Raw genomic sequence first — 21,752 nt, 5'->3', positions numbered from 1 at the left:
TCGCGTCACATCGTGGCGTCACCGGGCTCCGACAGTGCCGTCTCCAGGCATTGAAGCAGGGCCGGCGTGGAGAACGGCTTCGCCAGAAAGCAGATGGCACCGGCTTTCAGCGCGCGCTCGCGCACGGCGTCGTCGGGAAAAGCCGTCATGAAGATGAAAGGCGTGAGGTGCCCGAGGCCGCGCATATGCATCAGCAGATCGACGCCGCTCATGGTCGACATCTGAACGTCCGCGATCACGCAGGAGGTCGCGTTCAGTTCGGCCGATTGGAGAAATTCGTGAGCGGAGCCAAAGGTGTAGACCGTGTATCCCCGCGACGCCAGGAGATTGTTCGTCGCAAGGCGGACGGACGGATCATCATCAATGACGGAAACAATCGAAGGCACTGACAAAAGGATCGCTCCTGATCGGGGAGCCGCCGGCCGCGGCACAGCCGCCCATCGGAAAGTGGGCCCCCGGAGCGAGATTGGAAAGCATACTTAGGTTTGTAAATTTCCCTTTGTGCGTCGGATTCCGAGCGCTTCGGTCATTCTGACGAGATCGGCCAATGACTTCGCGCCCATTTTCCGCATGATCTGCCCGCGATAGATCTTCACGGTAATCTCAGCCAATCCAAGCTCAGCGGCGACCTGCTTGTTCATCAGCCCTGATGCGACCAGGCTGAGGACGTCGCGCTGGCGCTCTGTCAGGCTCTCGAAGCGGGACCGCACGCCCGACACCGTCTTCTCGGCATCGCGCCGCTTGCGATCCCGCTCGATCGCGGCCTGGACCGCATCCAGCATGTCCTGATCGCGCACCGGCTTGGTCAGAAAATCGACGGCGCCGCTCTTCATGGCCCTGACGGTCATGGGAATATCGCCATGACCGGTGATGAAGATAATGGGCGTGTGAATGTTGGCCTTGGCGAGGTCCGCCTGGAGGTCGAGTCCGCTCGAGCCCGGCAGGCGGATGTCGAGCACAAGGCAACTGGGGACCACCGGCGGTTTGGCTTCCATGATCTCCGCCGCCGAGCCGAAGGCCTCGACCCTCAGGCCGACCGATTGAAAAAGATTGGTGAGTGCGCGGCGCATCGACGGATCATCATCGACGATCATGACGATCGGATTATCGGCGCTCGCCTGCGTCTGTGTCGGCTTGGCATTGTCGGTCACGACGCGTCCTTGTGCGGCAAGGGCAGGGCGATCTGGAATGTTGCACCGCTGCCCTCATTTGGAAAGGCCGAAAGCCGGCCCGCGTGAGCCTCAATGATCGATCGGCAGATTGATAGCCCCATCCCCAGGCCGCCCGATTTCGTGGTGAAGAACGGCGTGAAGATGCGGTCCGTCACGTCCTTGCCAAGGCCGACACCGCGATCCGTCACGGTGAGGAGCAGGCGGGCATCGCCGTCCTCGCCCGCCTGGCTCGAGCGGATCGCCAGCTCACGCGGGCGGTCGACATTGCCTTGCATGGCCTCGATCCCGTTCATGACCAGGTTGATCAGCACCTGCTGGAGCTGGATCCGATCGCCGCAAATCCGGGGCAGACCGGACGTCAACTCCATTCGCACCGACACCGCATGGGTGGCGAGCTCGCGCTGAACGAGGGCCACGGCTTCCCTGACGACCTGGTTGATGTCGAGTGGGACCACCTCGATCTCGGTCTTCTTCGCAAGCGCCCTGATCCTTCGGATCACCTCGCTGGCCCGATTGGCGTCCTCGACAATCCATTCCACGGAGCGACGCGCGGCTTTCAGGTCGGCCGGGTCGCGGTCGAGCCAGGCGACGCAGGCGTCCGCATTGGAGATCACGGCGGCCAGAGGCTGGGTGATTTCATGCGCAATCGAGGCGGTGAGCTCGCCGAGCGTCGTGACGCGCGTGACATGGGCAAGCTCGGCTTGCGCTTTGCGCAGCGCTTCCTCGGCCTGCTTGGCGCGGATCGCCGCCGTCACATCGGTGCTGACGCCACGATAGCCGAGAAAATTGCCGCTCGCGTCATGGAAGGGTTTGCCGCTGGTGCGCACGTAGATTGGAGATCCGTTGCGATCCTTGATGCGGTAAACCAAATCGCGGAACGGAAGATGGGCATCGAGAGCCGCGCGATGCTGCTCCCACTTCTCGGACTCGAGCTCGGCATCGGGCGGAATGTCCCAACGGGTCATGCCGATCAAGCCTGTCGGCGCCGCACCGGCCGTATCGGCGTGTTCCGATATCCGCGTGATGCGGTGGTCCGGCCCGGTCTCCCAAAACCAGTCCGATGCGGTTTCGGCATAGTCGCGGAAACGCTGCTCGGATGTCTTGAGCTCGTCAAATGCCCTTTGCAGCGCCTCTTTTGCCGTGAACTGTTCGGTGACGTCCACGTGCGTGCCAATGATTTCCACCACCTCGCCGTCGCTGCCGATGACGGGATGTCCCTCCGTATGGACGCGTCTGATCGAGCCGTCCGGACGCGCAATCCGAAAGTCGATTTCGAAGGGCTCCTTTTGCCGGACTGCCTGACGTTCCACCTCGGCCATCCGTCGAAAGTCCTGCGGCAGGATGCGTTGCTGGAAAGCCCGTGCCGGTACATCGATCTGGTCCGGCTCAAACCCGAACAGGCGGTAGAGTTCAGCCGATCGGTAGGCGAACTCCTGACGACGCACGTCCCAGGCCCAGCTGCTCGTCTGGCTGAGGCGCTGGGCTTCGGCCAAATAGGCTTCACTGCGACGCAGCCGCTGTTCCGCTTCCTTTGCAACCGTGACATCGGTGACGGCTCCGACAAACTCGATGCGTCCGGATGCAGGTCGGACTGCGCGCGCCACGGAATGGAGATATTTGGCCGACCCATCCGGCATGAGCAGGCGATACTCATGGTCGAAATCGCTTGCTTCACGGGAGGCCCGATCAAGGGTCTTGCGGACCCTATCGCGATCTTCCGGATGGATGCGCTGGAAGACGAAGTCAAAGGTCGGCTTCGCCGCCGGGTCACATTCGAAGATGCGAAAGGTCTCCCTTGACCAGACGATCTCGCCGGTCGTGAGGTTCAGGCCGAAGCTGCCGGTGTGGCTCAACTCCTGCGCCTGGGCGAGGTAGGCCTCACTCTGCCGCAGCGCATCCTCCGCCTCCTTGCGCTGGGTGATGTTCTCGCAGGCGACCAGCACGATCGGCGTGCCGTCGCCGCGCAACATGGCCTTGGCGTTTTCACGGACCCAGAGGAGCGAGCCGTCCTTCCGGAACTTGCGAATCTCCCAGGTATGCGACTGGTCCACGGTTTCCAGGCACAACGCCACGCACCCGCGAACGAAGTCGTGGTCTTCTTCGAAGAATACGTTCAGCACGGATTGGCCGATCAGCTCGGCCGCCGTGTAGCCCAGCTGTGCGGCGCCGAATGTATTCACGTTGAGCACGGTTCCGTTCGGATCGACCATGAAGTACATGACCGGATTGTGCTCGAACACCTCGCGCCATTGCTTCACGGCGTCGCGCAGATCGAGATCTTGCCGCGAGCCGTCTCCGACCGCGGGCTTGTCCTTCTCTCCGTTGCCGAATGATCGAAGCGCCGCAAGGCCGCCGAGCAGGAACTGTGCGGCCGAATTCCCAAATTTCGCGATCTGGCCAGGCATCATCGCAGGCGTCCCGGCTCGCTGGCGGCAAGGCAAGTAGAGCATTTTGCGACCAGGGGGGCAATTCCTCCCGACCAAAGTAGGACTGCGCGCGCCCAAAATTCGCGGGCTCCGTGCAGCTTGCGCGCCTTGCGCCGTCTCGTTGCGCAGGCGCGGCGAAAGTCCGGAAAACTACGGGACAAACCTAGGTATAGCTCGCCCATCCCAAGTCATAGCGCGCATTTACCTCCGTACAATTGAGGGATCGGTTGCATGCGGACTAGCCTCACAGCCAATCGAGAGGAGTCGATTGCGGAGCACAAAGTGCCGAGAAGCTCGGTGTGCCGCACACAAAGAGCCAAGCTCTGCGTCCGCTGCCCCGACCTGCCGCATGACTTGGCGGGTCACGATTGAGAAGCCGCATTTCAGTGACGACCAAGGTGAGCATCAGCGCACCAGGGAAGCTTCGATCCATAAGAGGCCAGGAGGAGACCATAATGTGCGATAGGTCTGAACATTCCGAGCGTCGTCCCGCCGCAAAAGGCTGCGCTGTTTGTGGCGGGAAGTTTGGCCTGATCCGATACTATTCCTGGCGAGCGCCGCTGTGCTCCAGGAAATGCGTCGACCATTTCAGGGCGCGCCGCGAACGCGACCGCCGATGGCTGTTCCGATTTCAGGCGGCGTGAGGATTAGCCGCCGAATCCGCTCCATCAGGCAATTCTGAATCGGGAGGCTGCGTGTTGAACCGTGCTTGCAAGCTCCTCTTGGCGATGGCGCTGCCGCTTCCGCTGATGACGGGAGCGGAGGCTGAGGAGGTTGGACAGGATGGTGCACATCGTCACCATCCGCCCCAGGATCAGCCCCTGCACGAGAAGTTCTATTCGAACTGGCACATGCCCGACAATCCGGCGCTGAGCTGCTGCAACAACGCGGATTGCTATCCGACCGAGATACGGTACCTCGACGGCAGGATCTACGCGCGGCGCCGGGAAGACGGGAAATACATCCTGATCCCGTCCCAGAAGGTAGAACGAAACAGGGACAATCCAGACGGCCGCAACCATCTTTGCGCCCCGCCGCCGTCCGCCTCTCTGGTCGACACGGTCTACTGCTTCGCGCTGGGAGGTGCCACATGAGGTTCATACTGGTGAATGGCAGAACCCCTTTCCGCAAGACGTACTGTCTGTGGTGCTGCGAGGAGATCAGCGGCGGCTATCTGCGCGACGTCAGGACGCTGCTGCCCTACTGCGACCACGAGTGTTACGCACGACATCACGAAGCGGTGTCGTCGATCGGGACGCAAACGCGAGCAGCGTCTTGAGCGGACAGGCGGTCGGGGTGATCGGCGGATGCGTCTTTCGGCAGGAGAGGGCACGACATTGAAATACATGCTCGTCAATCAGGGACAAGCTCGCCACGGCGCCGCCTGCAGCGCGTGCGCCCAGCCGCTGGGCTCGAGTTACATCCGGCATATGTCCACGCAACGGCGGTACTGCGACTATGATTGCTACCGTCGCTATCAGCCGTCGGCCATGGGAATGCTCTGGCCCTACGGAAGCTCGCTCGAGGCGATCACGGTGTTGGCGGCCATCTCGACCTGGAGCTGCATGATGCAGATGGGCGCGCTCTCGCGCTCGCTGACAGAGGCATACCTGCGCGCGCACGACCTTCTTACCACGGAAGGAGTTGACGGCTAGCCGAACAATGCAGGCCGCGCAGAAAGGTCGGCCGCAGTCACCGCGTCCAGCTTCGCGCCGCGTCCAGCCCCGGCGGTGCGAGCCTAGGGCGAGGGGGCTGCGGCCGATGCCGTCGGTGCCGCGCTCACTTCGTGCGTCGTGACGCGCTGCTCGGACTTCGCCGTGGCCAGGCTGCTGCCCTCGAAGCGCTCGCGATAGACCAGCACGTTCTCCATCACCCGCTGCACGTAGTTGCGCGTCTCCGACAGCGGAATGCGCTCGACCCAGTCGACCGGATCGACCTTGGGGTCGCGGGGATCGCCGTGCGCTTGCACCCATTCGCGCACCCGGCCGCGTCCGGCGTTGTAGCCGGCGAAGGTCATGATCTGGTTGCCGCGGTATTCCGACAGGAGCGCACTGAGCTCGGCCGCGCCCATCTGCGTATTGTAGACGGGATCTGAGACCATGCGGTCCCAGTCATAGGTCACGCCGAAGCGCTTGGCCGTGTCGCGTCCCGCTTCCGGCGTCACCTGCATCAGGCCGACCGCGTTGGCGGGCGACTTGTCGCGCTGGTCGAAGGCGCTTTCGGTGCGTACCACCGAATAGATCACGCTTTGCTCGATCTCGGGCGCGACCTGCTTGTGCGCCGGGATTCCGATGATCGGGAAGGCGTAATGGTCGAGCGCGAGCCCGCGTGCCAGGGCGGACTTGCCGATCTCGAGCATCGCATGGGCGTCGTTGCGCCGACCGGCGAGTTCGCCGAGCGCTTCGAGGGCGGCGACGTCGCTGCTCTGCTCGGCGAAATCGTCGGCGAAATAGAACACCACGTCGCGTTCGCCGATGGCATAGAGCATGTCGGCGGCGCGCACGCGCTCGTCCGCGGGCGGCGTGTCGGCCGAGGCCAGAACGGGTGAGGGCGCGCGCAGCTCGATCCGGTCGAGGCCGAGCCTGGCGCGGGCGAGCTGGCCGTAATAGGCGGTCGAATAGCGCGCCGCCGCCTGATAGCTCAGGCGCGCATCGGTCGTCGCGCCCATCGCCTCCGCCGCGCGGCCGCGCCAGTAATGGCCCCGCGACAGCGCGATCGGATTGACCGAGCCCTCGTCGATCGCAGCGAAGTGCGCCAGCGCCGTTTTGGGATCGTCCAGATACCGCAGCGCGATCCAGCCGCACATGAAGTGGTAGTCGACGCGATAGACCTCCTTCTCGGGCACTGCGGCCGTGCGCACCACGTCATAGGCCGTCCTGGCCTTGCCCTGGTCGAGCAGTTTGCGCGCGAGCAGGCGCCGCTCGCGCCACCAGGCGTCGGTGTCCTGGGCCGCCATGGTGTCGGGCGCGGCGGCGAGGATCACCTCGGCGGCGTCATCGATGCGGTCCTTCTGGAGGTGCCACTGTGCACGACACAGGACATAGCCGAGATCGCGGCGTGCCTCGGCCGCCACGTCGTCGAGATAATCCTTGGCGTTGTTCGCCTTGCCGGTGACCCCTGCGCAGGCCTTGACGATCGCAAGCGCGTCGCTGCCGAGCCGCTTGGCCGCGCGCCTCGCACCGGCATAGTCCTTGGCCCCCAGGCGCTTGTCCATGCGGGCGCGATGGTCGTCGGCGGTCAGGAGATCGCGGAACGCCTCAAAGGCGTCCTCCTCGCTGCGTTCGGACAGTTCGTCGGTGCGCCAGGCATCGCGGACCAGGTTTTGCGCGCGGTCGCGATCGCCCTCGGCGAGCAGCACGCGGGCGAGCGCGAACTTGCCCTTGGCGCTGGTCGGCCGGTCCATCGTGAACTTGTGCACGGTGGCGGCGTCGCTCTTCTCCTGCCACAAATGTGCTTCCGCGCGGCGGCGCAACAGCGCGTTGCTCGGCCAGTCCGGATTGGCGGCAAGGAAGGCTGCGTAGCGGTTGAAATTCGCCGTGGTCTCGGAATGGCGCAGGATGAACCATTCAGCGAGCTTCTGTCCGGCGGGGTCGGCGATCCGGTCGCGCGCTGCAGTGGCGTCGTCGGTCTTGCCCTTGCGCGCGAGGTCGATCGCGTCCTTCACCGCGGCGAGATCGCCGGTGAGGGGCGGCGGGGCCGGCTTGTCCGAGGGCTCGTCGTCCGCCGGCTTGTTCGACTTGCGTTTGGCATCGGCATGCCTGGCGTGCCGGGCCTTGGCCGTTGCGGCTTGGCGTTGCTTGCCGGCCTTGTTGCCGGCCTTGGCCTCATGCGTCTTCTTCGGCGCGGATGATTTGTGACTGGTTTTCGCCACTGCCTCTGTCGAAACGAGCGAAAGTGCGGCAATAGCGAGGACATACGCGAGCGAGCGTAGGCACTGGTTCATTCCATGGTCCCCCTGCGAAACCACTACAAACCAAAGTCCGCGACCGGATGCGGCTTGAGACTCAGAAACGATGCCGCAGTGATGATGTGGCACCGTTTCGCGTTGGGCACGCTCACGCAACAATGCGGCAAAATGCGGATGGAACGTCCGGGAACTTTCGGAAAGAGGAAAGCCGGGCCACTTAAATGCTTGTTAACGAATGGGGCGCGTACGTCAGTCGTGGCGGCTCAGGACGCCTAGACCTGGCCAGATTGCGCGTGTTCCCGCGGCCCAATCCGGTATATTCAGTTCCGGAACCGATCCTTTCAGCCCTTTGCCCGCACCCATGCCGATTTTCAACCAGTCGATCCGACGCAAGATCGTCGGCATCGCCCTCGGACTGATCGTCCTGATGCTGGTCACGGCGATCCTGTCGATGGTGATGTCCAGCCAGGTTGGTGTTCTGCTCGACGAGCTGACCAACCGCTACATCCCGGCCTACGGAGACCTGGCGCGCGCCAATATCCGCTCGCTGGAACGGGCGGTGGCGCTGCGGCGCATGGTCATGACCAAGATGCAGTCGCCATCGGACGAGGAGGCTTACGCGGCGCGCCTTCGTGAGTTTGAGGCAGCGGACCGGAAGATCGAGGAGGAGGCCGAGCGCGCGCGCACCCTCATCAACGCGATCATCGACGACACCAGGACTCCTTCCGACAATGCCGCGCTGGCGCGGATCGAGACCCGCATCGAAACCGCCGTCACCGAGCTGCGCCGCGACATGAACGAGGACCACGCAAAGCTCCTCAAGCAAGTCGACGCCAAGCAGGCAGCGGAGGCTCGCAACACGCTGGAGCATATCGACGCCATACGCGACCAGTTCAACCAGAAGATCGATCTGATCCGCGCCGACATGCTGAAGCAGGTCTACGCCAGCACGTCGACGGTGATCGGCCATCAGCATCAGGCGATCATCGTTTCGGGCGTCGTGACGCTTCTCGCGGCGGTCGTTGGATTTGCCTTTGCGCTGCTGGTCTCCAGCGGCATCACGCGGCCGGTGCGGCTGTTGCTGGCCGGCACCCGCGAGGTCGAGGCGGGCCACTTCGACAAGCCCATCACCGTCTCGACCCGGGACGAGATCGGTGAGCTCGCTGCCGCCTTCAACCGCATGATCGAGCAGCTGCGTCAGAACGAGCGCATCCGCGAGACCTTTGGCCGCTACATCGATCCAAAGGTGGTGCAGGGGTTGATCGACCGGCCCGAGGTGGCCATCGACGGCCAGCGCCGGGTGATGACCATCATGTTCTGCGACATGAGCGGTTTCACCTCGATGAGCGAGGGCATGACCCCGCGCGGCCTCGTCAAGGTCATGAACCACTACTTTACGGTGATGTCCGGCCCGATCAGGAACAATCGCGGCGTCATCGACAAATATATCGGCGACGCCATCATGTCCTACTGGGGGCCGCCCTTCATCGAGGAGGCGGAGCAGGCAGAGCTTGCCTGCCACGCCGCCATCGACATGGCCGATCAGGTGCCCGCGCTCCAGCAGCAGCTGCCGGATCTGCTCGGCATCCGCGCCATGCCGGCGCCATGCGACTTGCGGATCGGCATCGCCACCGGCGAGGTTTTGACCGGCAGCATCGGCTCCGACCTGATGATGAGCTTTACCGTGATGGGCGATGCGGTGAACCTGGCCTCGCGCCTCGAGGCCGTCAACAAGGCGTACGGCACTCGCATCCTGATTTCGCAGACGACCGCAGATGGGGTCGGATCGGGCCTCGAGCTGCGCGAGATTGACCGTCTCGCGGTTGTCGGCCAGAGCGCGCCGCAAGCAGTCTTCGAGGTGATGGGAAGGGCCGGCGCGCTCACCGGTCCGCAAGAGATCCTGCGCACGCATTACGCCGAGGGCCTTGCCGCCTATCGCGCGCGCCGCTTCGACGATGCACGCGCCGCGTTCAATGCGGCGCTGGAGAGCGTCCCCGCCGACGGCCCGTCGCTGACGATGCTCGGCCGCATCGCGCAGTTCGAGGCCAATCCGCCGACCGCCGATTGGGACGGGGCCTGGCGAATGGACAGCAAATAGCCATTCGCGGACCGTTGCCGCCTCTGTCGGGAAAAATTGCTTCTACGCGATAACGATGTTGGCGGTGACCTATTTCCCGGGCTTAGGTTGATCGTCCTTGAGGCGTTAGATGGGGACACGCCGATGACCGACCTTCAGGACAGACTGGAACGTTTCGAGACGCTGCGCGCCGAATGCGAGCTGATCGCCAAGCTCGCCACCGACACGGCCAAGCGCGAGTTTTATCTCAAGCTCGCTGACCACTACTACCAGCTCGCGGGCGATATGCGGCAGGCTATCGCGAACAGGGCCGCGGCCTGACGTCGGCTGCAATCCGTTCTTAATATTTGCCGCGCATCCTCTAAGGGATGTGAGCGTCGCGATGCGCGATTGCTCTCGATGGGAATGCCGGGGTTCGCTGTCGCGCAGCGCATCCCGCAGATGTCGCTTTGCCAGGTCTCACAGGGCAATCCCATGCGGGTTGTTGCGATCATCCTCGTTGCGCTCATGACCGCGGCCTGCGAGCCGGAGCAGGACGTCACCGGCTCGACCGCGGCCTGCCCGGTGCGGAACTACAGCTCCTACAATCCGCGCGACATGAACCAGTGCGTCAGCGCCTGCAAGGCGTGCGACCGCGGTACGACGGTGACCTGCACGACGTCCTGCACGCTCAAGGGCGCGCGCTGAGGTATCAGCGTGCCGGAACGATTCACATGAGTTAATCATTGAAGGGGGCGGGCAGGCCGGAGGCTAAGATGGGTATGCTCGATCCCGGTCGGTTCCTGGTATCCTGCTCGCATTGCGAGGCCTGGCCAATGGCAGCCAACGTCAAACGGTCGAGCTGGTCGGCATCCCCGCATGAGGTCCGTTTCGTCTGCCCGCGCTGCCGCCGCGAGGAGACCGCCATTATCTCTGCATCCGGCGAGCTGACGCCGATCCGGCAACTGGACGCGCCGCCCCGGGATGTCGAGATTGCCTGGGCCCAGGCCCAGCGCGCGAGAGGTCGGACGTAAGCCGCGCCTTCGCGCGGTAGGGTGTCACGCGGCACTGCGCTTTCCCCTCGAAAGGAACTCCGCGCGGCCGTCGAACGTTTGTGCCCGGACATCAACTCATCGAGGCCGGGCGAATGATCGGCGAGCATTTCGACACCCGTACACGGATCAACATGGAGCTGGCGCTGGATCGGATTTGCCGCAATCGCCCCGATGGCGAGAGCCACGATTTCCGCAGGGCGATTGCCGAAAATATCATTCGCTGCGCGCTGACGGGACGCACCCGATTGGGCCAGCTCGTCGACGCCGGCGAGCGGGCGGTCGTCCAGATGCGCACGGAAAGGAAGTCCGCATAGCGCATGGTCCGGAACAGGGTGCGGCGGCTTTCCGAGAGGATCATGCTCAAACAAGAAATACCGGGCGCGATGCTGGGGCATCGCGAACGCGGTCATGTGCCATTCGCTTCCGCGTGCCGTGTGCGTCGGAGTCAGATGTGAGCAGCGCCTATGAGCTAACGAAGGCCCGGGCTCCCGCAGATTTCCTGTCAGGCGGAGGAGAAATGGGCGCCCGCCTGCGCGCCCACGACTGGTCGTCCAATCCGCTCGGCGAGCCGGCGTCATGGCCGCGCAGTCTGAAGACTGCCGTACGCATCATGCTGACGTCGCGTCAGCCGATCTGGATCGGTTGGGGGCGCGAGCTGATCTACCTCTACAATGACGCCTACAAGTCGATCATCGGCGGCAAGCATCCCTGGGCTCTGGGCCGGCCGACGGCGGAGGTCTGGCGCGAGATCTGGTCCGAGATCGAGCCGATGCTTGCGACCGCGATGCGGGGCGACGAGGGGACTTACGTCGAGGAGCAGCTCCTGATCATGGAGCGGAGCGGCTACCCGGAGGAGACCTACTACACGTTCTCCTACAGTCCCGTTCCCGACGATGACGGGACGACCGGCGGCATCATCTGCGCCAATACGGACGATACGCGACGCGTCATCGGCGATCGGCAGCTTGCGCTGCTGCGTGAACTCGCGGCGGCGACCGCGGAAGCCCGCACGCTTCAGGGCGCCTGCCGTCGCGCGGGCCATGCGCTCGCAACAGACGCCAAGGATCTGCCGTTCGCCTTGATCTACCTCGTCGAGCCCGACGGCCGCGACATCACGCTGGTCGGCTCGTCCGGCTTCGACGGCGACCACCCGGCGGCTGTCGTCAGGATATCGCTCGATGCGCCGTCACCCTGGTCGCTCACTGATGTCATTCGCAAGCAGAAGTCGCAGCTGGTGTCCCTCCTCGTGTCGCGGTTCGGGGCCGCGTTTCCGCGTGGCGTTTGGGACCAGAGCCCGCGCCAGGCGGCCGTGATCCCGATCCCGGCGCGCGGCGAGACCGCGCGCAAGGGCATCCTCGTCGCCGGCCTCAACCCGTTCCGCCTGTTCGACGACGATTACCGCCATTTCCTCGAGCTCGCCGCCGGCGAGATCGGCGCGTGCCTTGCCAATGCGCAGGCCTATGAGGAGGAGCGGCGGCGCGCCGAGGCGCTGGCCGAGATCGATCGCGCCAAGACCACGTTCTTCTCCAACATCAGCCACGAGTTCCGCACGCCCCTGACCTTGATGCTGGGCCCGATCGAGGACGCGCTCAACGACACCTCGCAGGTGGCGCTGCATGCGATCCAGCGCGAGCGGCTCGACGTTGCACATCGCAATTCGTTGCGGCTGCTCAGGCTCGTGAACAGCCTCCTCGATTTCTCCCGCATCGAGGCTGGCCGCATGCGCGCCAGTTTCGCGCCGACCGATCTTGCCGCCTTCACCGCGGAGCTCGCCTCCAATTTCCGCTCGGCGACCGATCGGGCGGGGCTGTGCTTGACCATCGCGTGCCCGGCGCTGCCGCAGCCGGTCTTTGTCGATCGCGAGATGTGGGAGAAGATCGTCCTCAACCTGATCTCCAACGCGTTCAAATTCACCTTCGATGGCGAGATCGCGGTGGAGACGCGCGTCAGCGCCGACGGAACCGCGGCCGAGCTCAAGGTGCGACACACCGGTACGGGCATTCCCGGCCATGAGCTGCCGCACCTGTTCGAGCGCTTCCATCGGATCAAGGGGGCACGGGGCCGGACGTTCGAGGGCAGCGGCATCGGCCTTGCGCTGGTTCACGAACTGGTCAAGCAGCACGGCGGCGCCCTCGCGGTCGAGAGCGATCTCGGCCGCGGCAGCGTGTTCACCGTGACGATACCGTTCGGTCGCGCGCATTTGGCCGCCGACCGCGTCGCCGAGCAGGCGACCGTCTCGCTTCCGGTCGGAAGCCGCGTCGAAGCCTACGTCCAGGAGGCGCTGCGCTGGCTACCGCAGGATGGCGGCGGGACCGATCTGCGCAGCGGCGTGGTCCTCGAAAGCGCCCCGGAGACGCCGGACGCGCTGACGCGCGGGCGAGGCGAGCGGATCATCCTCGCCGATGACAACGCCGACCTGCGCGACTACGTCAAACGTCTGCTCGATGCGCAGGGTTATCGGGTCGAGGCGTTTTCAGACGGAGAGGGCGCACTGGAGTCGGCCCGGCGGCAGCGGCCTGACCTCGTCCTCTCCGACGTGATGATGCCGCGCCTCGACGGCATCGCGCTGCTCGCCGCGCTGCGCGGCGATGATCAACTGCGCGGATTGCCCGTCATCCTCCTGTCCGCGCGGGCCGGCGAAGAAGCGCGCGTCGAGGGGCTGGAGGCCGGGGCCGACGACTACGTCAACAAGCCGTTTTCGGCGCGCGAATTGCTGGCGCGCGTGCGCGCCAACCTGCAACTAGCGCGGATCCGGCGAGAAGCCGAAGAGACGCAGCGCCAGCAGGCGGCGCGGCTGGAAGCCGTCGTCAGCACGGTGCCGGCGGCGGTGTGGTTCACGCATGATCGGGGCGCGAAGCGCATCTTCGGCAATGCCTATGGTTCGCGGCTGCTGCGGGTGCGGCCCGATGCGAACATGTCGCTGTCGGCGCCGCCGGACGAGCGACCCGCCTGTCGGTTGTTTCGCGCCGGCCGGGAACTTGCGGCGTCCGAGCTGCCATTGCAGCGCGCCGCGCGCGGCGAGGAAGTCGGCAACGAGGAGCTGGAGATCCGCTTCGACGACGGCGCGTCCGCAACCGCGATCTTCCAGGCCTCGCCGATCGTGGACCCGACCGGCCAGTTCCAGGGTGCGGTCTGCGCCGCCATCGACATTTCCGAGCGCAAGCGCCAGGAGCGCCATCGCGAGCTGCTCGTCAACGAGCTCAATCACCGCGTCAAGAACACGCTGACCACCGTGCAGTCGTTTGCACTGCAGACCCTGCGCAACGCGCCGAGCCTCGGCGAGGGCCGCAAGGCCTTCGATGCCCGCCTGATCGCGCTTTCCAAGGCGCACGACGTGCTGGTTCGGGAGAACTGGGAATCGGCGGAGTTGCGCGAGGTCGTCGTCGAGGCTCTCGGTGCGTACGCCGAGGGTGCGGACGGCAGGATCGCGATCGGCGGGCCCGACTTGCGGATCAGGCCCACGGCCGCGCTCGCGATCTCGATGGCGCTGCATGAGCTCGCGACCAATGCCGTCAAGTACGGCGCATTCTCCAGCGGCTCCGGAAAGATCCAGGTCGGATGGGACGTGGACGATTATTTCGAGCTGCGCTGGATCGAGCGTGGCGGTCCTGCCGTTGTCGCCCCGTCGCGGCGCGGCTTCGGAACGCGGCTGATCCAGCAGGGCCTGCCGCACGAATTCGGCGGCGCGCATGTCGATCTGAGGTTCGAGCGCGAGGGTGTCGTCTGCGTCATTCGCGCGCCTCTGCGTGAAATCCGCGCCAATCTGGCTGCCTATGGCCTGGAAGCCGCCGCTGACGGGAGGAATGATGGCATCTGAAATCGGTTTGGCCGGTCTGCGAGTTCTCGTCATCGAGGACGAGGCGCTGGTCATGATGCTGCTTGAGGACACCTTGGCTGAGGCCGGCTGCGAAATCGCCGGCGTCGCCTCCCGCGTCGATGAGGCGCTCGAGAAGGCCGCCGCGCTGACTTTCGACGTCGCGGTTCTCGACGTCAATCTCAACGGACGGCAGACCTTCGACGTGGCGCGCTGCATCGCCGGGCGGGGCATCCCCTTCGTCTTCGCGACCGGCTACGGGGCTGCGAGCCTGCTCTCGGGCTTTGGGGATACTCCCATCCTTCAGAAGCCGTTCCAGCAATGTGACCTCGAAGCCGCGCTGCGTCTTGCCCTTGCGCAGCGGACGGGCGAGGCCTGGCAGCAGCCGTCCGGGCCGTCGGCGCACCGCGCCGATTGACCTGTCGTCGCAATCGCAGGTCTGCCAGCTGCCTCGTCTACTTTTCGTAGACCACAACGCCCCATCCTGGCATCGTGCCGGCCGTATCAACCTGATAGGTTCCCGGCGATATCAGATGAAATTCGCAAAATATGCTAAGAGTCCGGCAAGGAGATCATTCATGGCTCTCGATATCCTGCCGCCTCACGCCGACCGCTTCCGCCTGCATCCGGTCGAGCCGCGCCATGTGCCGCTGTTCTGCTTCGCGCTGCTGACCGTATCGTGCGCGCTGGCGAGCTTTGCGCTGGCCTGCGCGACGCCGTTTGCGGCATTCGCCGTGGTGGCGGCGGCGATGCTGCCGCTGCGTCCGGCGCTGCTCGTCATGACCGGCGCGTGGCTCGTCAACCAGACCATCGGATTCGGCGCGCTGCATTATCCGATCGATGCCAGCACGATCGCCTGGGGCTTTGTCATCGGCGCCGCCGCGCTCGCAGCGACCGTCGTCTCGTCGGCCGTTCTCCGCGCGCTGCCGCAGAACCGCACGCCGCTGATCCTGGCACTCACGCTGATTTGCGCCTACGCCGCCTATGAGCTCGTGCTGTTTGCCGCGACGCCGTTCCTGGGCGGGGAGATGGCTTTCACCGCCGCCATCGTGACCCGGCTCGGGCTGCTCAGCGCCGTCTGGCTCGTTGGCCTGGTCGCGGCCTGCGAAATCGTCCGCCTGATCAATCCGCTCGGGCGGGGACGCGCGATCTCGACTTGAACGACGAGGTGCACTGGCGCACCGACATCACGTCCCTGGTCTTTCCAGTCCAGGGACACGGCGCGATTTGCGCCGTGCATCGGGGCGCATTTCGGACGCTGCTTGGCGCGGAGCCCTCGGTCGACGACTGCCTCGGCTATTTCCGGCGGTCTGAGGGGGCATTCCGGGCAGCCGCAAGCGCCAAGATCGCCCGCGCGGCCATTCCGGCAGGCACGAGCCTGCATCTTACCAGTCGCGACATCGCCCGGAAGCTGCTAGAAGACGGCCAAATCGCAAGTGGAGAACAGCTATGAGCCAATCCCAGCTCACGAATGCCCAGGTTACGCATCTGCCGGTCGCGTCCGGACAGGTGGGGCGGCTTTCGCAGGCCCTGATGGCCATGGTGCTCGGCGTCTTCATCGTCGGCGTCGTCGGCTTCTCCCACATCGATGTCATCCACAACGCCGCGCACGACGTGCGCCATTCGAACGCGTTCCCCTGCCACTGACCGGGGTGGCATGAGCACATTTCGCTCGATCGTCTTCTCGTCTGTCATTGCCGGTTTCATCGTTGGTCTCATCGTCACGGTTGCTCAGCAGTTCGGCACCGTTCCGCTGATCTTGAAGGCCGAGGTCTTCGAGAAGGCGGCGGAGACGCACCAGCATGACGCCGCGGCGGCCCCGCAGGCGGCTGCGGCCGGCCATGATCATGCAGGCCATAGCCATGCCGATCATGACCATGGCGCCGAGGCATGGGAGCCGCGCGAGGGGCTGGAGCGCAACGCCTATACGGCCGCCGCGAACGTGCTGACCGCGATCGGCTTCGCGCTGCTTCTGGCCGGCTTCTTCGCGGTCCGCAGCGGTGCGACCGGCGAGAGCGTCTCCTGGCACGAAGGCCTGATGTGGGGATTGGCGGGCTTTGCCGTATTCACGATCGCGCCCGGCCTCGGCCTGCCACCGGAATTGCCAGGCGTGCCCGCTGCGCCGCTGCTGTCGCGCCAGATCTGGTGGCTGACCGCCGTGCTGGCGACGGCAGCGGGCCTCGCCTTGATCGTCTTCCGCCGCTCCGTGCCGGCGGCAATCGCCGGTGTGATCCTACTGATATTGCCGCATCTCATCGGCGCGCCGGAGCTGGAGCACGTCGAGACCAACGTGCCATCCTCGCTGTCGCATCAGTTCATGGTCGCGGTGACGATGACCAGCCTCGTGTTCTGGAGCCTCCTGGGGGCGTTGACGAGCGCGATCTTCGCGCATTTCGATCGTAGAGCGGAGATGAGCGCCTAGATCCGGGCCAGTTTCCGGGGCTGCAAACTGAAAAATCGCCGCTCGGTTCCGTTCCAATCGTGAACGCACACATGTTGACATCGCTGGCCACGGATATTTAATTCGCCCGACGGGGAAAGCGATCTCCCCGCGAGGCGACATGCCCAAGAATCGCGTCCTGATCACGAAGGGCGCAGCATGTCTCCATACTGCTCAATCTCTCCCGATAAGCTTCCCGACCGCTCGGCGCCAGCAACGCGCCGGCGATTATCGACGTCCGCGTCGACGGCGGTTTGGCCGTTGATCCGCATGGTACGGGACGGCGCGCCTCGATCTCCAAAGCCTCCGGATTGCTCGCCGCCTCGCTCGGCTTGTCGCGAATGTGCGAGGGCGATCTGGAACGGTTGGATGCCGGGCCTCTTCTCTACGAAACGCTCTATCGCTGGTGCCGTGACGCAACGAAGGAGGCGCGCGATTGGCCGGCGATCGAACGAACTTCACCTGGGGCAGAGTTCCAACCAGGAGAACAATCATGCGGAAACGGATCATCTGTTCTGCCGCCGCGTTGCTGGCAATCGTGGGCGGACTGCCGCCCGCGCAAGCCCTGACTAATGCGGAGCTTGTCGCCAAGCTCCAGGCCGCCGGCTACTCAGAGGTCAGTGACATCAAGTCGACCGCTGAAGGCGTGGTCGTCCGGGCGGTAAAGGACGGCAAGCAAGTCCGGCTCGTCGTCGACAGCAGCGGCCAGATCAAGCAGCAGAATTGAGGTCGCGACCGGTCCGCAACAACCCCGAAATTCGATTCAAGGAGTAGAGCAATGCGAAACAGAATCTCCGTGTTGATTGGCGCCAGCGCTTGCCTCTTTGCCCTCGGCGCGAACACGCAGAACGCCGATTGGCGCGGGTTCGTCCCGCCACTCATTTCGACGGCCCAGGCGCAGGATGTCGACTGGCAAAAGGTCGATGAGACGCTGGGCAGAAAGCCAGCCGTCAGCGGCGATGTGCATCGCTACGGCTTTCCACGGTCCGATCTCACCGTGACGCTCGATGGCGTGACCATCAAGCCGGCGCTCGCGCTCGGCGGTTGGGTGGCGTTCAAGCCCGCCCATGGTGGCGTGATGGCCATGGGCGATCTGGTCCTGCTGGAGCCCGAGATCAATCCGGTGATGGCAAGGATGATTGCGAGCGGCATCGAAATCACCGCCGTGCACAATCACTTGCTGCGGGCAAACCCCGCAACGTTCTACATGCATATCCTGGGACACGGCGATCCGGCCAAGCTCGCGTCGGCCATCCATGACGCCCTTGCCGAAAGCAAGACGCCGCTGACGGCAGCAGCATCGGCCAGCCCGCCGCCCGCCGTCGATCTCGATACCGCTCAGCTCGACCAGATCATCGGCGTCAAGGGACAGGCCAATGGCGGCGTCTATCAGTTCAACGTGCCGCGCCGCGATCCCGTCACCGAAGGCGGCATGCCGCTGACCCCGGTCGGGCCGATGGGCGTTGCAATCGGCATCAACTTCCAGCCGACGGGCGGCGGCAAAGCCGCCATCACTGGCGACTTCGTGCTGACGGGTGAGGAGGTGAACCCGGTGATCACTGCATTGCGGACAAACGGAATCGAAGTGACCGCGCTGCACAGCCACATGCTGAACGAGCAGCCGCGGATGTTCTTCATGCATTTCTGGGCAAACGACGACGCAATCAAACTTGCAAAAGGCCTGCGCGCCGCGCTCGACAAGACCGCGAGCACGAAGAGCTGAAAGTCGGCACGGCAGAATAACTTGCTGTAGAATCTCGCTGTCTCAAGTCGCTGCTGGCACCATCACCAAGGACATGTTGGCGCTCTATGCGGGCGGCGTCCCGTTCATGGTCGTCGGTCTTTGGTCGGGCTTCAAGCTGTTCGGAAGGATTGATGACGAGACCTTCCGCAAGACCGTGTTGGTGCTTCTGCTGTGTCGTTGATCGTGTCCGTCTCGACGTTCGTTCCCCGCTAGCGCTCGCGAGGCGATCATGCCCCTCGTCACGAAATGAGTTCGTGCAAGCCGATCCACCCGGTGTAAGCGCCGACGAGAACGATCAAGGTCGCCGACACGTAGGGCGCGCGATGGGCGTAGCGGCTGAAGCCGCTCCAATGACGCTCCACGTGCCGCAGGCTGAGCGCTGCCAATACGCCTGCCGACACCATGGTGATCGCGAGCCCGATTCCGAAGGATAGCACCAGGACGAAGCCCAGGCTGAACTGCTTCAACTGAATGCAGAGCAGCAGCACGGTGATCGCGGCGGGGCAGGGGATCAGTCCGCCGGTGAGACCGAAAAGGACGATCTGCGTGGTCGTGACGTTGCGTCCCGCAAAACGCTTGCGGATATCGGCCGCATGGGCGCGCGCATGCGCGTCGTCCTGTTCGCCGAGATCCATGTGGTCATGATCGTGCTCCTCGAACAGAACCTCGGTGGTGTTGCCGGCGAACGTGACCCGCGCCTTGAACGCGTGCGGCTCCGGAATCTCCTCGACGCTCTCCAGGTAGCCATCGCGGGCGGTGAACGCGAAGGTTTGCTCCGAGCCGTCGCCGCGAATGGTCGTCACCTGGATATCGCCGGCAGCCGGCAGCGCGCCGGGCTCGCTCCGGATCCGCCAGCGAGGCGGCACGCCGTCTTCAAAGACCTCCAGCAAAAGCGATAGCCCGGCGAGCGAGATGGAGTGCGCCTCGTCGTGATGGTGATGGTCGTGCTCATCGTTCTGCTCCCGCCATGTGCGCCAGACCATCCAGCCGGCGATGCCGATGATGATGACGGCGGATGCCAGTTGCAGGTACGCCTCGCTCCGTTCGCCGGACACTTCCTGGCCGAAATAGAGCCCCGCGAGCGCGACCGCCCAGACGATGGCGGTGTGGGATATGGTCGCCGACAGGCCGAGGAGCACGGCCTGAAGCACGGTCCCCCTGATGGCGATGATGAACGCCGCCATCATGGTCTTGGAATGACCGGGCTCGAGGCCGTGCAGCGCGCCGAGCAGGATGGCGCTGGGCACGAATAGCCATGCGTGTGCGCTGCTCTGTTGGAGCAGTTGCGACAGATCGGTCATGTGACTCACTTCAAATACGTTCGGACGACGTCGATCAGGTCCGCGGCGCCTTTGGCTTTCTCCGGATCCTTTTCGTGGGCGGGGTCCACGACGTGATGGCGGATGTGGTCCTCGAGCAACTCGGTCGTGAGACCGCTGATTGCGCCTTTGACCGAAGCCACCAGCATCAGAACGTCGGCGCATCCAATTTCCGATTCGAGCGCCCGCTCGACCGCTTCAAGCTGTCCCTTGATGCGCCTGACGCGGCCAATGAGCTTCGACTTGTGCTTGATCGTGTGCGACATGCCGATAAGATAGGGGGGTACCCTATATTAGTCAATGCGCCCGCGTGTCGAACGACGCGTTATCGAGTGCGCGCGGAGGTCGGCCGTTACGGCGTCCGACCACCTGAGCGCACGGGTTGGTGGAAAAGGCCGTCAACGCGGAACGAGTAGCCTATGCCGACAATGTAGTTCGCCGAATTGTGGTTCAGTCCCACGGCGAGATGAAAGTCGATCTGTTGCGTCGGCGTGAGACGATACAGCGCCCCTGAATTGACGAGTTGGCTCGGCACGCCGCCTTGCGGATAGTCGCCGACGTACTCCGTAAAGACGCTGATCCTGTCAGACAGCTTCTTCTCGATGACGAATGTCGCTTCGGTGATCTGCTTCGCCGTAAAGTCCGCGGGGCGGAAGAACTCCGTGAACATGCCGCTCAATCCCCAGCCATCGTGCAGTTCCCATGACCAGGGAAACTGGAGATAGGGCTGTGCACCGCGGCCGGCCAGCTCCGCTGGGCCTGTCGGCAGCAGCACGCCCATCGTCATCGACAGGTCGACCTTGCCCGGCATCGGGCTGATTTGCCATTTGACGGCGGGGCCGACATCCGAAAATCCCGAAACACCAGGCGGCCTGATATTCGCGAAGTAGGTTGGGAGATCGACGAAGACCTCGAGGCACGGAGCGATGCCGAGCCGCCAGCGGCTGTTGCTGCCGTCGAGAGTCCGACCGCCGTCCCGCGTGCTCAGGTTGAGGCCGTTTTCGCTCTGGAAGCTGCCGACGGGCACGACGAGGCTTGAATTCGTGACATCCGGGCGGTCCGTCGCAATTTCGTCCGATGCTTTGGGGCAACCGTCTGCGCGTGCCCCAAGCGAAGCCAACATGAGCAGGGCCAGCATGCAGCCGCGACCGCAAAGCCGAACCACCGTCCCCCGATCAGGCCGAACCAGAACCGCCAAGGCCAAGCTTTCTCAACTGCAGCATTGCAATAGACCGCCGTGCCTTCAAATTATTCCGCGCAACGTTCGCGACTCCTTGAACGCAGGCAGCCCAAAAGAGGGACAATATTCGTTGATCATCGTGATGGGTGGAGAGGAGAATGCTGTTACGCACCCTCTTTTTGGGAATCTCAGTTCTCATTTGAGTACGCTGCCGGCCATCCCCAAGGGGGCGGTGTTGCCAAGGGCGATCCCAGGAATCCGGAGCACGTCAACAGTTTGTCCCCGGAGGTCCGTCAGTCCATCGCAAGGCTTTGCAAGGGGGCCGGCCATCGCCCAACATGACTTTGCAACCTATTCTCCGTCCGAAAGGCGCTGGCGAATAAACATCGAACATCTTCGATGCGAGGGCCTTGGTGAATTTCGCCGAGGACGTCAGTGCATCGGCGTGGACTTCGTGGAGGTGGGCTCGCACCTCCGCCTCGTGAACAAGCAATATCGAGATTGCGGTTTCTGAAAACCGTAAATTTTGCTTGCTCCGTCGGGCAAAACACCTTTACGACTCTCGGCCATCCCGGTCCACCAAGAGGGGCGATCGTACGTCGTCACGATTCGCGGGCCGGGTTGCGGTGGACGCGGCAG

The 21,752-nt window shown here is 64.3% G+C and carries 24 protein-coding genes and 1 pseudogene; 18 read left to right on the top strand and 7 right to left on the bottom strand.

Going from position 1 to position 21,752, the window contains the following annotated elements:
* Positions 1 to 5 precede the first annotated feature (5 nt).
* The 3 genes from AYJ54_RS35550 to AYJ54_RS35540 form a co-directional block, all read right to left on the bottom strand.
* On the bottom strand, positions 6 to 392 hold the full coding sequence (locus tag AYJ54_RS35550) for a response regulator transcription factor (protein ID WP_063706547.1): 387 nt from the start codon (positions 390 to 392) through the stop codon (positions 6 to 8).
* Positions 393 to 479: 87 nt separating this feature from the next.
* Positions 480 to 1,151 (bottom strand): response regulator transcription factor, encoded by a 672-nt coding sequence (locus AYJ54_RS35545; protein ID WP_063706545.1) that lies wholly within the window; start codon positions 1,149 to 1,151, stop codon positions 480 to 482.
* Positions 1,148 to 3,580 (bottom strand): PAS domain-containing sensor histidine kinase, encoded by a 2,433-nt coding sequence (locus AYJ54_RS35540; protein ID WP_063706543.1) that lies wholly within the window; start codon positions 3,578 to 3,580, stop codon positions 1,148 to 1,150. Before AYJ54_RS35540 ends, AYJ54_RS35545 begins: the two co-directional genes overlap by 4 nt.
* 713 nt (positions 3,581 to 4,293) lie before the next feature.
* Between AYJ54_RS35540 and AYJ54_RS35535 the strand changes: the two genes are divergently transcribed.
* The 3 genes from AYJ54_RS35535 to AYJ54_RS35530 are packed head-to-tail and all read left to right on the top strand — an operon-like array spanning position 4,294 to position 5,253.
* Complete coding sequence (locus AYJ54_RS35535; RefSeq protein WP_245329213.1) at positions 4,294 to 4,692, top strand: hypothetical protein; 399 nt, start codon at positions 4,294 to 4,296, stop codon at positions 4,690 to 4,692.
* A complete protein-coding gene (locus tag AYJ54_RS48230) occupies positions 4,689 to 4,877 on the top strand; it encodes a hypothetical protein (protein WP_082906010.1) in 189 nt (62 codons plus the stop codon). Before AYJ54_RS35535 ends, AYJ54_RS48230 begins: the two co-directional genes overlap by 4 nt.
* Positions 4,878 to 4,935: 58 nt before the next feature.
* Entirely contained in the window at positions 4,936 to 5,253 is a 318-nt protein-coding gene (locus AYJ54_RS35530; RefSeq protein ID WP_063706539.1) for a hypothetical protein, read from the top strand.
* A gap of 83 nt (positions 5,254 to 5,336) precedes the next feature.
* Here the strand turns inward: AYJ54_RS35530 and AYJ54_RS35525 are convergent, their stop codons facing one another.
* Entirely contained in the window at positions 5,337 to 7,541 is a 2,205-nt protein-coding gene (locus tag AYJ54_RS35525; RefSeq protein WP_063706537.1) for a lytic transglycosylase domain-containing protein, read from the bottom strand.
* A 325-nt stretch (positions 7,542 to 7,866) separates the two neighbouring features.
* On the opposite strand from AYJ54_RS35525, the gene AYJ54_RS35520 reads away from it, so the two are divergent.
* The 15 genes and pseudogenes from AYJ54_RS35520 to AYJ54_RS53605 all read left to right on the top strand — a co-directional run bounded on the left by AYJ54_RS35520 (position 7,867) and on the right by AYJ54_RS53605 (position 18,795).
* Complete coding sequence (locus tag AYJ54_RS35520) at positions 7,867 to 9,603, top strand: adenylate/guanylate cyclase domain-containing protein (RefSeq protein ID WP_063706535.1); 1,737 nt, start codon at positions 7,867 to 7,869, stop codon at positions 9,601 to 9,603.
* 123 nt (positions 9,604 to 9,726) lie between these two features.
* Positions 9,727 to 9,903 (top strand): hypothetical protein, encoded by a 177-nt coding sequence (locus AYJ54_RS51580; protein WP_201724299.1) that lies wholly within the window; start codon positions 9,727 to 9,729, stop codon positions 9,901 to 9,903.
* Positions 9,904 to 9,981: 78 nt separating this feature from the next.
* Positions 9,982 to 10,269 carry a hypothetical protein gene (locus AYJ54_RS35515; RefSeq protein ID WP_245329212.1) on the top strand — a complete coding sequence of 96 codons (288 nt, stop codon included), beginning with the start codon at positions 9,982 to 9,984 and terminating at the stop codon, positions 10,267 to 10,269.
* Positions 10,270 to 10,337: 68 nt separating this feature from the next.
* Positions 10,338 to 10,595: a hypothetical protein gene (locus AYJ54_RS35510; RefSeq protein WP_063706533.1), complete on the top strand. Its 258-nt coding sequence runs from the start codon at positions 10,338 to 10,340 to the stop codon at positions 10,593 to 10,595.
* A gap of 113 nt (positions 10,596 to 10,708) precedes the next feature.
* Positions 10,709 to 10,930 carry a hypothetical protein gene (locus tag AYJ54_RS35505; RefSeq protein ID WP_063706531.1) on the top strand — a complete coding sequence of 74 codons (222 nt, stop codon included), beginning with the start codon at positions 10,709 to 10,711 and terminating at the stop codon, positions 10,928 to 10,930.
* A 203-nt stretch (positions 10,931 to 11,133) separates the two neighbouring features.
* A complete protein-coding gene (locus AYJ54_RS35500) occupies positions 11,134 to 14,433 on the top strand; it encodes a response regulator (RefSeq protein WP_063706529.1) in 3,300 nt (1,099 codons plus the stop codon).
* A complete protein-coding gene (locus AYJ54_RS35495; protein WP_245329211.1) occupies positions 14,423 to 14,848 on the top strand; it encodes a response regulator in 426 nt (141 codons plus the stop codon). Before AYJ54_RS35500 ends, AYJ54_RS35495 begins: the two co-directional genes overlap by 11 nt.
* A 160-nt stretch (positions 14,849 to 15,008) precedes the next feature.
* Positions 15,009 to 15,590, top strand: a complete 582-nt coding sequence (locus AYJ54_RS35490) for a hypothetical protein (RefSeq protein ID WP_063706527.1) — start codon at positions 15,009 to 15,011, stop codon at positions 15,588 to 15,590.
* Positions 15,587 to 15,883, top strand: coding sequence for a hypothetical protein (locus AYJ54_RS35485; protein WP_136624151.1), 297 nt, complete (start codon positions 15,587 to 15,589; stop codon positions 15,881 to 15,883). Before AYJ54_RS35490 ends, AYJ54_RS35485 begins: the two co-directional genes overlap by 4 nt.
* Positions 15,880 to 16,077 carry a CbtB domain-containing protein gene (locus AYJ54_RS35480; RefSeq protein WP_082906009.1) on the top strand — a complete coding sequence of 66 codons (198 nt, stop codon included), beginning with the start codon at positions 15,880 to 15,882 and terminating at the stop codon, positions 16,075 to 16,077. The genes AYJ54_RS35485 and AYJ54_RS35480 overlap by 4 nt, the downstream gene beginning before the upstream one ends.
* Before the next feature lie 10 nt (positions 16,078 to 16,087).
* Positions 16,088 to 16,852, top strand: a complete 765-nt coding sequence (locus AYJ54_RS35475; RefSeq protein WP_063706525.1) for a CbtA family protein — start codon at positions 16,088 to 16,090, stop codon at positions 16,850 to 16,852.
* A 320-nt stretch (positions 16,853 to 17,172) separates the two neighbouring features.
* Positions 17,173 to 17,313 (top strand): annotated as a pseudogene (locus AYJ54_RS53030) (sulfurtransferase); the annotation flags it as partial.
* A gap of 50 nt (positions 17,314 to 17,363) precedes the next feature.
* Complete coding sequence (locus tag AYJ54_RS35470; protein WP_063706522.1) at positions 17,364 to 17,597, top strand: PepSY domain-containing protein; 234 nt, start codon at positions 17,364 to 17,366, stop codon at positions 17,595 to 17,597.
* Positions 17,598 to 17,648: 51 nt separating this feature from the next.
* Positions 17,649 to 18,593, top strand: coding sequence for a DUF1259 domain-containing protein (locus AYJ54_RS35465; protein WP_063706520.1), 945 nt, complete (start codon positions 17,649 to 17,651; stop codon positions 18,591 to 18,593).
* Positions 18,594 to 18,666: 73 nt separating this feature from the next.
* On the top strand, positions 18,667 to 18,795 hold the full coding sequence (locus AYJ54_RS53605) for a hypothetical protein (protein ID WP_283808756.1): 129 nt from the start codon (positions 18,667 to 18,669) through the stop codon (positions 18,793 to 18,795).
* 58 nt (positions 18,796 to 18,853) lie between these two features.
* Here AYJ54_RS53605 and AYJ54_RS35460 read toward each other — a convergent pair whose 3' ends face one another.
* From AYJ54_RS35460 to AYJ54_RS35450, 3 genes are all read right to left on the bottom strand, one after another.
* Positions 18,854 to 19,915, bottom strand: a complete 1,062-nt coding sequence (locus AYJ54_RS35460) for a nickel/cobalt efflux transporter (RefSeq protein ID WP_063706518.1) — start codon at positions 19,913 to 19,915, stop codon at positions 18,854 to 18,856.
* A gap of 5 nt (positions 19,916 to 19,920) precedes the next feature.
* Positions 19,921 to 20,199, bottom strand: a complete 279-nt coding sequence (locus AYJ54_RS35455; RefSeq protein WP_063706516.1) for a metal/formaldehyde-sensitive transcriptional repressor — start codon at positions 20,197 to 20,199, stop codon at positions 19,921 to 19,923.
* Positions 20,200 to 20,285: 86 nt separating this feature from the next.
* A complete protein-coding gene (locus tag AYJ54_RS35450; protein ID WP_063706514.1) occupies positions 20,286 to 21,071 on the bottom strand; it encodes a transporter in 786 nt (261 codons plus the stop codon).
* Between the last annotated feature and the right edge of the window lie 681 nt (positions 21,072 to 21,752).

This window comes from Bradyrhizobium centrolobii (genome assembly GCF_001641635.1).
Taxonomy (GTDB): Bacteria; Pseudomonadota; Alphaproteobacteria; order Rhizobiales; family Xanthobacteraceae; genus Bradyrhizobium; species Bradyrhizobium centrolobii.
The sequence above is the reverse complement of the archived record's forward strand: the minus strand, read 5'-3'. Positions and strand labels throughout refer to the sequence as shown.

What these genes read in the sequence shown, in the direction of transcription:
- AYJ54_RS35540 (WP_063706543.1), bottom strand. Translation starts at nt 3,580, where the DNA reads ATGATGCCTGGCCAGATCGCGAAATTTGGGAATTCGGCCGCACAGTTC.
- AYJ54_RS48230 (WP_082906010.1), top strand. Translation starts at nt 4,689, where the DNA reads ATGAGGTTCATACTGGTGAATGGCAGAACCCCTTTCCGCAAGACGTAC.
- AYJ54_RS35525 (WP_063706537.1), bottom strand. Translation starts at nt 7,541, where the DNA reads ATGAACCAGTGCCTACGCTCGCTCGCGTATGTCCTCGCTATTGCCGCA.
- AYJ54_RS35520 (WP_063706535.1), top strand. Translation starts at nt 7,867, where the DNA reads ATGCCGATTTTCAACCAGTCGATCCGACGCAAGATCGTCGGCATCGCC.
- AYJ54_RS51580 (WP_201724299.1), top strand. Translation starts at nt 9,727, where the DNA reads ATGACCGACCTTCAGGACAGACTGGAACGTTTCGAGACGCTGCGCGCC.
- AYJ54_RS35515 (WP_245329212.1), top strand. Translation starts at nt 9,982, where the DNA reads ATGGGAATGCCGGGGTTCGCTGTCGCGCAGCGCATCCCGCAGATGTCG.
- AYJ54_RS35510 (WP_063706533.1), top strand. Translation starts at nt 10,338, where the DNA reads ATGGGTATGCTCGATCCCGGTCGGTTCCTGGTATCCTGCTCGCATTGC.
- AYJ54_RS35505 (WP_063706531.1), top strand. Translation starts at nt 10,709, where the DNA reads ATGATCGGCGAGCATTTCGACACCCGTACACGGATCAACATGGAGCTG.
- AYJ54_RS35500 (WP_063706529.1), top strand. Translation starts at nt 11,134, where the DNA reads ATGGGCGCCCGCCTGCGCGCCCACGACTGGTCGTCCAATCCGCTCGGC.
- AYJ54_RS35495 (WP_245329211.1), top strand. Translation starts at nt 14,423, where the DNA reads ATGGCATCTGAAATCGGTTTGGCCGGTCTGCGAGTTCTCGTCATCGAG.
- AYJ54_RS35490 (WP_063706527.1), top strand. Translation starts at nt 15,009, where the DNA reads ATGGCTCTCGATATCCTGCCGCCTCACGCCGACCGCTTCCGCCTGCAT.
- AYJ54_RS35480 (WP_082906009.1), top strand. Translation starts at nt 15,880, where the DNA reads ATGAGCCAATCCCAGCTCACGAATGCCCAGGTTACGCATCTGCCGGTC.
- AYJ54_RS35475 (WP_063706525.1), top strand. Translation starts at nt 16,088, where the DNA reads ATGAGCACATTTCGCTCGATCGTCTTCTCGTCTGTCATTGCCGGTTTC.
- AYJ54_RS35470 (WP_063706522.1), top strand. Translation starts at nt 17,364, where the DNA reads ATGCGGAAACGGATCATCTGTTCTGCCGCCGCGTTGCTGGCAATCGTG.
- AYJ54_RS35465 (WP_063706520.1), top strand. Translation starts at nt 17,649, where the DNA reads ATGCGAAACAGAATCTCCGTGTTGATTGGCGCCAGCGCTTGCCTCTTT.
- AYJ54_RS53605 (WP_283808756.1), top strand. Translation starts at nt 18,667, where the DNA reads ATGTTGGCGCTCTATGCGGGCGGCGTCCCGTTCATGGTCGTCGGTCTT.
- AYJ54_RS35460 (WP_063706518.1), bottom strand. Translation starts at nt 19,915, where the DNA reads ATGACCGATCTGTCGCAACTGCTCCAACAGAGCAGCGCACACGCATGG.
- AYJ54_RS35455 (WP_063706516.1), bottom strand. Translation starts at nt 20,199, where the DNA reads ATGTCGCACACGATCAAGCACAAGTCGAAGCTCATTGGCCGCGTCAGG.
- AYJ54_RS35450 (WP_063706514.1), bottom strand. Translation starts at nt 21,071, where the DNA reads ATGCTGGCCCTGCTCATGTTGGCTTCGCTTGGGGCACGCGCAGACGGT.